The sequence below is a fragment of the Metapseudomonas otitidis genome (genome assembly GCF_011397855.1).
Lineage (GTDB): Bacteria > Pseudomonadota > Gammaproteobacteria > Pseudomonadales > Pseudomonadaceae > Metapseudomonas > Metapseudomonas otitidis.
In genome coordinates this window covers 638,378-651,294 of record NZ_AP022642.1, presented here as the reverse complement: position 1 = coordinate 651,294, position 12,917 = coordinate 638,378, and the positions used below count along the sequence as shown (strand labels likewise).

Annotated in this window: 10 protein-coding genes; all 10 read left to right on the top strand. The window is 63.7% G+C overall.

Features of this window, described 5'->3' with window-relative positions:
• Positions 1 to 94: 94 nt before the first annotated feature.
• The 10 genes from PotMrB4_RS03060 (at position 95) to PotMrB4_RS03015 (ending at position 12,881) form a co-directional block, all read left to right on the top strand.
• A complete protein-coding gene (locus tag PotMrB4_RS03060; protein ID WP_172432489.1) occupies positions 95 to 2,878 on the top strand; it encodes an LPS-assembly protein LptD in 2,784 nt (927 codons plus the stop codon).
• The gene (gene surA, locus PotMrB4_RS03055; RefSeq protein ID WP_394354015.1) at positions 2,853 to 4,151 is read left to right on the top strand and encodes a peptidylprolyl isomerase SurA; all 1,299 of its coding nucleotides are present in this window, start codon (positions 2,853 to 2,855) and stop codon (positions 4,149 to 4,151) included. Before PotMrB4_RS03060 ends, surA begins: the two co-directional genes overlap by 26 nt.
• Positions 4,152 to 4,219: 68 nt before the next feature.
• Entirely contained in the window at positions 4,220 to 5,218 is a 999-nt protein-coding gene (gene pdxA / locus PotMrB4_RS03050) for a 4-hydroxythreonine-4-phosphate dehydrogenase PdxA (RefSeq protein WP_172432487.1), read from the top strand.
• A gap of 144 nt (positions 5,219 to 5,362) precedes the next feature.
• Complete coding sequence (gene rsmA, locus PotMrB4_RS03045; RefSeq protein ID WP_172432486.1) at positions 5,363 to 6,166, top strand: 16S rRNA (adenine(1518)-N(6)/adenine(1519)-N(6))-dimethyltransferase RsmA; 804 nt, start codon at positions 5,363 to 5,365, stop codon at positions 6,164 to 6,166.
• A 39-nt stretch (positions 6,167 to 6,205) separates the two neighbouring features.
• Positions 6,206 to 6,586 carry a Co2+/Mg2+ efflux protein ApaG gene (gene apaG / locus PotMrB4_RS03040; RefSeq protein WP_044405679.1) on the top strand — a complete coding sequence of 127 codons (381 nt, stop codon included), beginning with the start codon at positions 6,206 to 6,208 and terminating at the stop codon, positions 6,584 to 6,586.
• An 8-nt stretch (positions 6,587 to 6,594) separates the two neighbouring features.
• On the top strand, positions 6,595 to 7,422 hold the full coding sequence (locus PotMrB4_RS03035; protein WP_172432485.1) for a symmetrical bis(5'-nucleosyl)-tetraphosphatase: 828 nt from the start codon (positions 6,595 to 6,597) through the stop codon (positions 7,420 to 7,422).
• Complete coding sequence (gene glpE / locus PotMrB4_RS03030) at positions 7,415 to 7,744, top strand: thiosulfate sulfurtransferase GlpE (protein ID WP_172432484.1); 330 nt, start codon at positions 7,415 to 7,417, stop codon at positions 7,742 to 7,744. The genes PotMrB4_RS03035 and glpE overlap by 8 nt, the downstream gene beginning before the upstream one ends.
• Before the next feature lie 274 nt (positions 7,745 to 8,018).
• Positions 8,019 to 9,941: a PrkA family serine protein kinase gene (locus tag PotMrB4_RS03025; protein WP_044405674.1), complete on the top strand. Its 1,923-nt coding sequence runs from the start codon at positions 8,019 to 8,021 to the stop codon at positions 9,939 to 9,941.
• 92 nt (positions 9,942 to 10,033) lie between these two features.
• Positions 10,034 to 11,305 carry a YeaH/YhbH family protein gene (locus PotMrB4_RS03020; RefSeq protein WP_044405672.1) on the top strand — a complete coding sequence of 424 codons (1,272 nt, stop codon included), beginning with the start codon at positions 10,034 to 10,036 and terminating at the stop codon, positions 11,303 to 11,305.
• A gap of 10 nt (positions 11,306 to 11,315) precedes the next feature.
• Entirely contained in the window at positions 11,316 to 12,881 is a 1,566-nt protein-coding gene (locus PotMrB4_RS03015) for a SpoVR family protein (protein ID WP_172432483.1), read from the top strand.
• Positions 12,882 to 12,917 lie beyond the last annotated feature (36 nt).

The following is a 12,917-nucleotide window of genomic DNA, read 5'->3' as shown; positions in this document are numbered from 1 at the left end:
GGGTCATGCTTTATTATCCAGCATCTTTTTCAGCCCATCGAGAGGCGTGCGGCCCCCGCGGGCCGATGGCGCGCAGGAAGCCCGGACTAACAAGATGGCAGTAAAATCTCCCGCGTTTCGTAAAAAATTTCCCTTGCTGGTCACCGGCGGTCTGCTGGCCCTGCAACCTGTAGCCACTCCATTCGTTGTCGCCGCTGACCAGTTTGACTGCCAGGCGTCCACCACGGGCGGCTGGGCCTGCACCCCCAAGGCTTCCGCGTCGAACCTCCCGCCCCGGCCGATCCACAGCGAGAGCGCCGTCAGCTCCACCGTGGGTGTCGCCAGTGCACAGGCAGGCAGCAACGGCCAGGTAGCCAGCGGCGAAGAAGCCAAGCCGACGCTGGTCACCGAATCCGGTGGTCGCGCCCTGGCTTCCCGCAGTGCCGACTACAGCCACCTCGACTGGGTCCCGCGTGAAAAGCTAACCGCCGCACAGCTGGCCGAGACCGGCCCGTACTGCGCAGGCGCCTACATCGAGCCGACCCGTCCAGGCATGAACGACAAGACGCCCAAGGCGGATGCGCCCACCTACATTTCTGCCAAGGCTTCGCGCTACGAGCAGGAGCAGCAGGTGGCCACCCTCGCCGGTGACGTGGTGATGCGCCAGGGCAGCATGCAGGTCGAGGCCGACGAGGCCAACCTGCGCCAGGCCGAGAACCGCGGCGAGCTGGTGGGCAACGTCCGCCTGCGTGACAACGGTGCCTTGGTAGTAGGCGACCGAGCCGAGCTGCAACTGGACAACGGCGAGGCGAAGATCGACAACGCCGAGTATGTCCTGCACAAGTCACACGTACGCGGCAGCGCTCTCTACGCCAAGCGCCAGGACGACGCCATCATCCGCCTGAAGGACGGCACCTACACCCGCTGCGAGCCGGGTGACAATGCCTGGAACCTGAAGGGCAACAACATCAAGCTGAACCCGGCCACCGGTTTCGGTACCGCGACCAACGTCACCCTGCGGGTCAAGGATGTACCGGTGTTCTACACCCCCTACATCTACTTCCCGATCGACAACCGTCGCCAGTCCGGTTTCCTCCCGCCGAGCATCGGCAGTGGCAGCGACACCGGCTTCACCCTGCTGACGCCCTACTACTTCAACCTCGCTCCCAACTACGACGCGACGCTCTACCCGCGTTACATGGCCAAACGCGGTCTGATGATGGGCGGCGAATTCCGCTACCTCACCCAGAGCAGCGAAGGCCAGGTCAGTGGCGCCTACCTGAACGACGAGAACGACGACCGCAAGCTGCAGTCGGAGTACAAGGACAAGCGCTGGCTGTACAGCTGGCAACACACCGGCGGCCTGAACTCCCGCCTGCTGGCCGAGGTGGACTACACCGACATCAGCGACCCCTACTACTTCCAGGATCTGCCCACCGACCTTGACGTGCAGCGCAACACCTACGTCAACCAGCGCGGCACCCTGACCTGGCGCGGCGACAGCTACACCGCGCGCTTGAACGCCCATGCTTTTGAGATGGCGACCGTCACCGACATCACCCCATACAATCGCCTGCCCCAAATATCCTTAGACGGCACGCTGCCGGTGGATGCAGGCGGCCTGAAATTCGGCTATTCCACAGAGCTCGTGCGCTTCGAGCGCAGCTTGCGCAACGGCAACTTCATCGACGAGAACGGCCAGGCCACTCCGTGGAACGACACGCGTATCCAGGGCCTGGCCCGCGCCGACGGCAACCGCATCCATGTCGAGCCAGGCGTCAGCCTGCCACTGGACTGGAGCTACGGCTTCCTGAAGCCCTCGGTGAAATATCTCTACACCCAGTACGACATCGACTTGGACAGCCAAGGCAAGTCGACACTGCTCGCCGGGCAGACCTTCAAGAGCAGCCAGGACCGCACCATACCGATCTTCAGCGTGGACAGCGGCCTGTACTTCGACCGCAACACCACCCTGTTCGGCAGCAACTACCGCCAGACCCTGGAACCGCGCCTGTTCTACCTCTATGTGCCTGAAGAGAAGCAGAACAACATCCCGATCTTCGACGCCGGCGAGAGCAGCTTCAACTACGCCTCGCTGTTCCGCGAGAACCGCTTCACCGGGCGTGACCGCATCGGTGATGCCAACCAGGTCTCCCTGGGCCTGACCAACCGCTGGATTCAGCCGAATGGCTTCGAACGCCAGCGCTTCAGCATCGGCCAGGCCTTCTACTTCGAAGATCGCAAGGTCCAACTGCCCGGTATCGACTACCGCCTGCGTAACTCTGCCCAGGCCAGCAGCTCGCCCTACGCGATGGAATACCTGTATCGCTTCAACCGCGACTGGCGCCTGAGCTCCGAGTACAACTGGGATCCTGACGCTGGCCAGACCCGCTCCGGCAACCTGATGTTCCACTACCAGCCGGAAGACGAAGTCAACAAGGTGGTCAACTTCGGTTACCGCTACCGCAACGATGCCGTGGTCTACAACCAGACCACCGGCCGCTGGCAGGAAGGTGGCGACTACGAGGACCCGGTCACCGGCAACGTGATCAAGGACTACTACAAGATCCAGCAGCACGATGCCTCGGTCATCTGGCCCATCGTGCCGCAGTGGGCCGCCATCGCACGCTGGCAGTACGACTACAACCGCAACCGCACGCTGGAAGCCTTCGGTGGCTTCGAGTACGACAGCTGCTGCTGGAAGTTGCGCCTGATCAACCGCTACTGGGTCAGCTACGACGAAACCACCCTGTCGCCCGACCTGAACGAAAAAGCCGACCGTGGCATCTTCCTGCAGATCGTCCTGAAGGGCCTCGGCGGGATCATGGGCAACAAGGTTGAAAGTTTCCTCGACACCGGCATCCAAGGTTACCGTGAACGTGAAGACCAAGCTTTCTGATTGTCTGCGCCCGCTGATGCTGGGCGCCCTGCTCCTCGGGACCGGTGCGCAGGCCGAGGTTCAGACCCTCGACCGCGTAGTGGCGATCGTCGACAACGACGTGGTCATGCAGAGCCAGCTGGACCAGCGCGTCCACGAGGTCCAGCAGACCATTTCCAAGCGCGGTGCCGCGCTCCCCCCGGAGCACGTCCTGCAGCAACAGGTACTCGAGCGCCTGATCATCGAGAACGTCCAGCTGCAGATCGGCGACCGCTCCGGCATCCGCATCACCGATGAGGAACTGAACCAGGCCATCGAATCCATCGCCCAGCGCAATGGCATGAGCGTGGATCAGTTCCGTTCGGCACTGGCCCGTGATGGCCTGTCCTACCAGGACGCCCGCGACCAGGTCCGTCGCGAGATGGTCATCAGCCGTGTGCGCCAACGCCGCGTGGCCGAGCGCATCCAGGTCACCGACCAGGAAGTGCAGAACTTCCTGGCCTCCGACCTGGGCAAGCTGCAGCTGTCTGAAGAGTTCCACCTGGCCAACATCCTGATCCCGGTTCCGGACGGTTCGTCCCCGGATACCATCCAGGCGGCCGAGCGCCAGGCCCGCGACCTCTACCAGCAACTGCGCCAGGGTGCCGACTTTGCCCAGTTGGCGATATCCCGCTCTGCCGGTGAAACCGCCCTGGAAGGCGGCGAGATCGGCTGGCGCAAGGCTGCCCAGCTACCCCCACCCTTCGATGCCATGATCAGCGCCCTGTCACCAGGCGAGGTCACCGAGCCGGTACGCACTCCGAGCGGTTTCATGATCCTCAAGCTGTTGGACAAACGTGGCGGCAGCAGCCAGGTTCGCGATGAAGTGCATGTACGTCACATCCTGCTCAAGCCCAGCGAGATCCGCAGCGAAGCCGACACCAAGCGCCTGGCCGAGCGCCTCTACGAGCGCATCCAGTCCGGAGAAGACTTTGCCGAGCTGGCGAAGAACTTCTCCGAAGACCCGGGTTCGGCCCTCAACGGCGGCGACCTCAACTGGATCGACCCCAACGCCTTGGTGCCCGAGTTCCGCGAAGTGATGGAAAACACCCCCGCCGGCAAGCTTTCCCGCCCGTTCAAGAGCCCCTACGGCTGGCACGTGCTCGAAGTACTTGGCCGCCGCGCCACCGACAGCAGCGACCAGATGCGCGAGCAGCAGGCCATCAACGTCCTGCGCAACCGCAAGTACGACGAAGAGCTGCAAGCCTGGCTGCGTCAGATCCGCGACGAAGCCTACGTCGAAACCAAGCTCTGACCCGCTTCACCGGCGGGGACTCGCCAGCGCTAGAATGAGCGCCCGAGTTCCCCGCCGGAGCCCTCTTGATGCCCCCCCTGCGTTTTGCCCTCACCCCCGGTGAGCCTGCCGGTATCGGTCCCGACCTGTGCCTGCTCCTTTCTCGCGAAGCCCAACCCCATCCACTGATTGCCATCGCCAGCCGGCAACTGCTTGAGCAGCGCGCCCGCACCTTGGGCGTCGATATCAACCTCATCGACTTCACAGCAGAGCGATTACCCGCCGCCCCCGCTGCCGCTGGATCGCTCTACGTCTGGGATACGCCCTTGGGGGCAGAAGCCACGGCCGGCCAGCTCGACACCGCCAACGCAGCCTATATCCTGCAGACGCTCACCCGCGCCGGCCAGGGCTGCCTGGATGGATTGTTCGACGGCATGATCACCGCCCCGGTGCACAAGGGCGTGATCAACGACGCCGGCATTGCCTTCTCCGGCCACACCGAATTCCTCGCCGACCTCACCCGCACCCAGCAGGTGGTGATGATGCTCGCGACCAGGGGCCTGCGCGTCGCCCTGGTCACCACCCACCTGCCGCTGAAGGATGTCGCCGCCGCCATCACGACGGAGCGCCTGGAACGGGTCACGCGCATCCTCTACGCCGACCTGGTGGACAAGTTCGGCCTGAGCCAGCCGCGCATCCTCGTCTGCGGCCTCAACCCCCACGCCGGGGAAGGCGGTCACCTGGGACGGGAAGAGATCGAGGTGATCGAGCCCTGCCTGCAGCGCCTGCGCGCCGAGGGCATGGACCTGATCGGCCCGCTGCCGGCCGACACCCTGTTCACCCCCAAACACCTGGAGCACTGCGACGCTGTCCTGGCCATGTACCACGACCAAGGCTTGCCCGTGCTCAAGTACAAGGGCTTCGGTGCCGCAGTGAATGTCACCCTGGGCCTGCCGATCATCCGCACCTCGGTGGACCATGGCACCGCCCTGGACCTTGCCGGCACCGGCCGTGTCGACGGTGGCAGCCTGCAGGTGGCGCTGGAGACCGCCTACCAGATGGCCACCAGCCGCCAACGCACCGCTTGATGCCGACCGACCGCTGCCCGGATTGCGACCGGGCAGCGACGAGCAGCACCTCAGCGCCGCTTTTGCCTTAAACTACGCGACCTCGTTTTTTCGCTTTGTGCTCTTGCTTGATGCTTGCAGCTTGAAGCCTGGAGCCGCCTCTCTATGTCCGAATACCAACACCGCGCCCGCAAACGCTTTGGCCAGAACTTCCTGCACGACGCCGGCGTCATCCACCGCATCCTGCGTGCGATCCACGCCAAGCCTGGCGAGCACCTGCTGGAGATCGGCCCCGGCCAGGGCGCGCTGACCGAAGGCCTTCTGGGCAGTGGCGCGCAACTGGACGTCATCGAACTGGACCTGGACCTAATTCCGATCCTCAACGCCAAGTTCGGCGCCGAACCACACTTTCGCCTGAACCAGGGCGATGCCCTGAAGTTCGACTTCAACCAATTGGGCGCTGAACCCCGCTCCCTGCGAGTCGTGGGCAACCTGCCGTACAACATTTCCACCCCGCTGATCTTCCACTTGCTGGACAACGCACCGCTGATCCGTGACATGCACTTCATGCTGCAAAAGGAAGTGGTGGAGCGCCTCGCGGCCGAACCCGGCGGTGGCGACTGGGGCCGCCTGTCGATCATGGTCCAGTACCACTGCCGCGTGGAGCACCTGTTCAACGTCGGCCCGGGCGCCTTCAACCCGCCGCCGAAGGTGGACTCCGCCATCGTCCGCCTGGTCCCCCACGAGACCCTGCCGCATCCGGCCAAGGATCACCGCCTGCTGGAACGCATCGTTCGCGAAGCCTTCAACCAGCGCCGCAAGACCTTGCGCAACACCCTGAAGGCCCTGCTGGACGCTGAAGCCATCGAAGCCACCGGCGTGGATGGCAGCCTGCGCCCCGAGCAACTGGACCTGGCCGCGTTCGTCCGTCTGGCCGACCAGCTTGCCGCCAGGACAGGCACCGCCTGAGCTCCTAGACTTTTTTCATCGCGCGAGAGAGCCCACCCAGTGTCCGAACCCCGCTACCAGATCGACGTCAGCGTCACCACCCGCTACCTGCCTGAGCAGTCGCAGCCGGACGACAGCCGCTACGCCTTCTCCTACACCATCACCATCGCCAACAGCGGCGATGTGGCCGCCCGGCTGATCTCCCGTCACTGGGTCATCACCGATGGCGACGGCCAAGTGCAGGAAGTGCGCGGAGCCGGCGTGGTGGGGCAGCAGCCACTGATCGAGCCGGGCGCGCAGCACGTCTACACCAGCGGTACGGTCATGACCACCCGCGTGGGCGCCATGCAGGGCAGTTATCAGATGCTGGCCGAGGATGGCCACCACTTCGACGCTCCCATCGCCCCCTTCCGCCTGGCCGTACCCGGCGCACTGCACTGAGGCCCGCCATGACGACCTATGCCGTTGGCGACCTGCAGGGCTGCCTGGATCCCCTGAAGTGCCTGCTCGACCGGGTCGCCTTCGATCCGGCCCGGGACTGCCTCTGGCTGGTGGGCGATCTGGTCAACCGCGGCCCGAAGTCCCTGGAGACACTGCGCTTCCTGTTTGCCATGCGCGACTCGGTCACCTGCGTGCTTGGCAACCACGACCTGCACCTGCTGGCCGTGGCTCACAATGTCGAACGGCTGAAGAAGTCCGACACCCTGCGGGAAATCATCGAAGCCCCCGACGCCGGGGACCTGCTGGACTGGCTGCGCCGGCAGAAGCTCGTCCACTACGACGAGGCCCGCGACATCGTCATGGTGCATGCCGGCATTCCCCCCATGTGGACGCTGGCCAAGGCGCTCAAGCGCGCCGCCGAAGTGGAGGAGGCGCTGCTCGATGACGCGCGCCTGCCGCTGTTCCTCGAGGGCATGTACGGCAACGATCCCGCCTGCTGGGACAGCGACCTGCACGGCATCACCCGCCTGCGGGTGATCACCAACTACTTCACCCGCATGCGCTTCTGCAAGGCAGACGGCACCCTCGACCTCAAGAGCAAGGAGGGCGCGGACACCGCCCCGCCCGGCTATCGCCCCTGGTTCGCCCACCCGTCCCGCAAAACCCGTGGGCAGAAGATCATCTTCGGCCACTGGGCAGCCCTTGAGGGCAAATGCAACGAGCCCGGCCTGCATGCCCTCGACACCGGCTGTGTCTGGGGCGGCACCATGACCCTACTGAACATCGACAACGGCCAGCGCACCAGCTGTAACTGCAAGGAGTCCCGACATGAGTGAATTCCAGCGAATCCCGCCGGAGCGGGCCCAGGCCCTGCGCGAACAAGGCGCCGTGGTGGTCGACATCCGTGATCCGCAGAGCTTCGCGCAGGGCCACATCACCGGCTCACGCCATCTGGACAACTACTCCCTGGCCGACTTCATCGCCCAGGCCGACCTCGACGCCCCGCTGATCGTCGCCTGCTACCACGGCAACTCCAGCCAGGGGGCCGCCGCCTACCTGGTGGGCCAGGGCTTCTCCGAGGTCTACAGCCTCGACGGTGGCTTCGAGCTGTGGCGCGCCACCTACCCCACCCACGTAGCACAAGGCGGCGAAGAGTAAAAAAACTGCGGATGGCGCAAACCCGCGCCATCCGTAGCCTTGCGCACCTTCCTGACGAACGGCAACACGCTGTTATCACTCCGTCATCCTTGACCTCGCCGATTCCGAACTACTCTTAGGGCAGGCCATCCAAAAAGGAGAGCCGGCACACCGGTTCCGGGCCATCGGCAGCGACCATTTGGTGTACTGGGGGATTCTCTTCGGCCGACTCGTCGGACGACTGCCCACCCGCGTGACCGATCCCGCCGGCTCCCGTATCCAGCGAGGTGACGCAATGAGCATTTTCAGCCACTTCCAACAGCGCTTCGAAGCCACTCGCCAGGAAGAGTATTCCCTGCAGGAGTACCTGGACCTCTGCAAACAGGACAGGAGCGCATACGCCACCGCCGCAGAGCGCATGCTCATGGCGATCGGCGAGCCCGAGCTGTTGGATACCTCTTCCGATCCACGCCTGTCGCGGATCTTCTCCAACAAGGTGATCCGCCGCTATCCGGCCTTTGCCGACTTCCATGGCATGGAAGAGTGCATCGACCAGATCGTCGCGTACTTCCGCCATGCCGCGCAGGGCCTGGAAGAGAAGAAGCAGATCCTCTACCTCCTGGGCCCGGTGGGCGGCGGCAAGTCGTCCCTGGCCGAGAAGCTCAAGCAGCTGATGGAGAAGGTGCCCTTCTACGCCATCAAGGGCTCTCCGGTGTTCGAGTCTCCGCTGGGCCTGTTCAACGCCGCCGAGGATGGCGCGATCCTCGAAGAGGACTACGGCATCCCGCGCCGCTACCTCTCCAGCATCATGTCGCCCTGGGCCACCAAGCGCCTGCAGGAGTTCGGCGGCGACATCAGCCAGTTCCGCGTGGTGAAGCTCTACCCGTCGATCCTCAACCAGATCGCCGTGGCCAAGACCGAACCGGGTGACGAGAACAACCAGGACATATCGGCCCTGGTCGGCAAGGTCGACATCCGCAAGCTGGAGGAGTACCCGCAGAACGACGCGGACGCTTACAGCTACTCCGGCGCCCTGTGCCGCGCCAACCAGGGCCTGATGGAATTCGTCGAGATGTTCAAGGCACCCATCAAGGTCCTGCACCCGCTGCTCACCGCCACCCAGGAGGGCAACTACAACAGCACCGAAGGCCTGGGCGCGATCCCGTACAGCGGCATCCTGCTGGCCCACTCCAACGAGTCCGAGTGGCACAGCTTCCGCAACAACAAGAACAACGAGGCCTTCATCGACCGGATCTACATCGTCAAGGTGCCCTATTGCCTGCGCGTCACCGACGAGATCCGCATCTACGACAAACTGCTGATCAACAGTTCGCTGGCCAAGGCCCATTGCGCGCCCGACACCCTGCGCATGCTCGCCCAGTTCTCCGTTCTCTCGCGCCTGAAGGAGCCGGAGAACTCCAACATCTACTCCAAGATGCGCGTCTACGACGGCGAGAACCTCAAGGACACCGATCCCAAGGCCAAGTCGATTCAGGAATACCGTGATTCGGCGGGCGTCGACGAGGGCATGAATGGCCTGTCCACCCGCTTCGCCTTCAAGATCCTGTCCAAGGTCTTCAACTTCGACCCCCACGAGATCGCTGCCAACCCGGTGCACCTGCTCTACGTGCTGGAGCAGCAGATCGAGCAGGAGCAGTTCCCCGCCGAAGTACGCGAGCGCTACCTGCGCTACATCAAGGAGTACCTGGCACCGCGCTACATCGAATTCATCGGCAAGGAAATCCAGACCGCCTACCTGGAGTCCTACAGCGAGTACGGCCAGAACATCTTCGACCGCTACGTGCTGTACGCGGATTTCTGGATCCAGGACCAGGAATACCGCGACCCGGAGACCGGCGAGATCCTCAACCGCGTGGCCCTCAACGAGGAACTGGAGAAGATCGAGAAACCCGCCGGCATCAGCAACCCGAAGGATTTCCGCAACGAGATCGTCAACTTCGTGCTGCGCGCCCGGGCCAACAACAACGGCAAGAACCCCAGCTGGCTCAGCTACGAGAAGCTGCGGGTGGTCATCGAGAAGAAGATGTTCTCCAACACCGAGGACCTCCTGCCGGTCATCAGCTTCAACGCCAAAGGCAGCAAAGAGGAGCAGCAAAAGCACAACGACTTCGTCAAGCGCATGGTCGAGCGCGGCTACACCGAGAAGCAGGTCCGCCTGCTGTCCGAGTGGTACCTGCGGGTACGCAAGTCGCAATAACAGCAGCCGCAAGTCATCAGCTGCACGCTGCGTGCGGGGCTCCCCGCCGCAGCCTGCGGTTGGCAGCCTGACGCTGCCCCGGAGGGGCATCTATGAGCTATGTGATCGACCGACGCCTGAACGGCAAGAACAAGAGCACCGTGAACCGCCAGCGGTTCCTGCGGCGCTACCGCGAGCACATCAAGAAGGCCGTGGAGGAGGCCGTCAGCCGGCGCTCCATCACCGACATGGAGCACGGCGAGCAGATCAGCATCCCCGGCCGCGACATCGACGAGCCCGTCCTGCACCACGGCCGTGGCGGCCGGCAGACCATCGTCCACCCGGGCAACAAGGAGTTCACCGCCGGTGAACGCATCCCTCGCCCCCAGGGCGGAGGCGGCGGACGCGGCAGCGGCAAGGCCAGCAACCAGGGCGACGGGATGGACGAATTCGTCTTCCAGATCACCCAGGAAGAGTTTCTCGACTTCATGTTCGAGGACCTCGAGCTGCCCAACCTGGTGAAACGCCACCTGACCGGTGCCGACACCTTCAAGACCGTGCGCGCCGGCATCAGCAACGAAGGCAACCCCTCGCGCATCAACATCGTCCGCACCCTGCGTTCCGCCCATGCACGGCGCATCGCCCTCTCCGGCTCCAGCCGCGCCAAGCTGCGGGAGGCAAAGGAGGAACTCGCACGCCTCAAGCGGGAGGAGCCGGACAACTTCGGCGACATCCAGGAGCTGGAAACCGAGATCGCCCGGCTGCGCGCCCGCATCGAGCGGGTGCCCTTCCTCGACACCTTCGACCTCAAGTACAACCTGCTGGTCAAACAGCCCAACCCCAGCTCCAAGGCCGTCATGTTCTGCCTGATGGACGTCTCCGGCTCCATGACCCAGGCGACCAAGGACATCGCCAAGCGCTTCTTCATCCTCCTGTACCTGTTCCTCAAGCGGAACTACGACAAGATCGAAGTGGTGTTCATCCGCCACCACACCAGCGCCAAGGAAGTGGACGAGGAAGAGTTCTTCTACTCCCGCGAAACCGGCGGCACCATCGTCTCCAGCGCGCTCAAGATGATGCAGGAGATCATGGCCGAGCGTTACCCCATCAACGAATGGAACATCTACGCCGCCCAGGCCTCGGACGGCGACAACTGGAACGACGACTCGCCCATCTGCCGCGACATCCTCATCAAGCAGATCATGCCGTTCGTCCAGTACTACACCTACGTCGAGATCACCCCGCGCGAGCACCAGGCGCTGTGGTTCGAGTACGAGCAGGTGTGCGAGGCGTTCGCCGATACCTTTGCCCAGCAGCAGATCGTCTCGGCGTCCGACATCTATCCGGTGTTCCGCGAACTCTTCCAGCGCCGGCTGGTTACCTGAGGGCTGCGCCATGACCGCGAAAGAGAAGAAAAGGCAGCCGATCTCCACGGGATCGGAGTGGACCTTCGACCTCATCCGAGCCTATGACCGCGAGATCGGCCGCCTGGCCGAACGCTATGCACTCGACACCTACCCCAACCAGATCGAGATCATCACTGCCGAACAGATGATGGATGCCTACGCCTCCGTGGGCATGCCCCTGGGTTATCACCACTGGTCCTACGGCAAGCACTTCCTCAGCACCGAGAAATCGTACAGCCGCGGCCAGATGGGCCTCGCCTACGAGATCGTGATCAACTCCGACCCCTGCATCGCCTACCTGATGGAGGAGAACACCATCACCATGCAGGCGTTGGTGATCGCCCACGCCTGCTATGGCCACAACAGCTTCTTCAAGGGCAACTACCTGTTCCGCACCTGGACCGACGCCAGCTCGATCATCGACTACCTGGTGTTCGCCAAGCAGTACATCAACCAGTGCGAAGAACGGCACGGCATCGATGCCGTGGAGAACCTGCTGGACTCCTGCCACGCCCTGATGAACTACGGCGTGGACCGCTACAAGCGCCCCTACCCTATCTCCGCCGAAGAAGAGCGGCGCCGGCAGAAAGAGCGCGAAGAGCACCTGCAACGGCAGATCAACGACCTCTGGCGCACCATTCCCAAGGGCCATGGCAAGTCCGACGACAAGGACAAGGGCCGCTTCCCGGCCGAACCCCAGGAGAACATCCTCTACTTCATCGAGAAGCACGCCCCGCTGCTGGAGCCCTGGCAGCGCGAGATCGTGCGCATCGTGCGCAAGATCGCCCAGTACTTCTACCCACAGCGCCAGACCCAGGTGATGAACGAAGGCTGGGCCACCTTCTGGCACTACACCCTGATGAACGACCTGTACGACGAAGGCCTGGTCACCGACGGCTTCATGATGGAGTTCCTCCAGTCCCACACCAGCGTGGTCTACCAGCCCAGCTTCGACAGCCCCTACTACAGCGGCATCAACCCCTACGCCCTGGGCTTCGCCATGTACCGCGACATCCGCCGCATCTGCGAGGAGCCCACCGAGGAAGACAAGCGCTGGTTCCCCGACATCGCCGGCAGCGACTGGCTCTCCACCATCAAGTTCGCCATGAAGAGCTTCAAGGACGAGAGCTTCATCCTGCAGTTCCTCTCGCCCAAGGTGATCCGCGACTTCAAGCTGTTCAGCATCCTCGACGACGACCAGAAGGACGAACTGCTGGTCCCGGCCATCCACGACGAACCCGGCTACCGGATCATCCGCGAAACCCTCGCTGCCCAGTACAACCTCGGCAACCGCGAGCCCAACGTGCAGATCTGGAACGTCGACCGCCGGGGTGACCGCTCGCTCACGCTGCGCCACCAGCAGCACGACCGCAAACCGCTCGGCGAATCCACCGAAGAAGTGATGCGCCACTTGCATCGCCTGTGGGGGTTCGACATCCACATGGAAACACTCAACGGCGACAACATCACGGGGACCTTCCACATGCCCCCAAAGGGTGAACGGGGCGAGGACGGCGAGTACCCGCGCCTGGATCTGGTCATCCCGCCCATTTGATCGGTTGACCGCCTGCCCGGGTGCGCCCGAGCATGC

Bases quoted from the DNA above. Each gene is read 5' to 3' on its own strand.
- PotMrB4_RS03060 (WP_172432489.1), top strand. From the start codon at position 95: ATGGCAGTAAAATCTCCCGCGTTTCGTAAAAAATTTCCCTTGCTGGTC.
- pdxA (WP_172432487.1), top strand. From the start codon at position 4,220: ATGCCCCCCCTGCGTTTTGCCCTCACCCCCGGTGAGCCTGCCGGTATC.
- rsmA (WP_172432486.1), top strand. From the start codon at position 5,363: ATGTCCGAATACCAACACCGCGCCCGCAAACGCTTTGGCCAGAACTTC.
- PotMrB4_RS03035 (WP_172432485.1), top strand. From the start codon at position 6,595: ATGACGACCTATGCCGTTGGCGACCTGCAGGGCTGCCTGGATCCCCTG.
- glpE (WP_172432484.1), top strand. From the start codon at position 7,415: ATGAGTGAATTCCAGCGAATCCCGCCGGAGCGGGCCCAGGCCCTGCGC.
- PotMrB4_RS03025 (WP_044405674.1), top strand. From the start codon at position 8,019: ATGAGCATTTTCAGCCACTTCCAACAGCGCTTCGAAGCCACTCGCCAG.
- PotMrB4_RS03020 (WP_044405672.1), top strand. From the start codon at position 10,034: ATGAGCTATGTGATCGACCGACGCCTGAACGGCAAGAACAAGAGCACC.
- PotMrB4_RS03015 (WP_172432483.1), top strand. From the start codon at position 11,316: ATGACCGCGAAAGAGAAGAAAAGGCAGCCGATCTCCACGGGATCGGAG.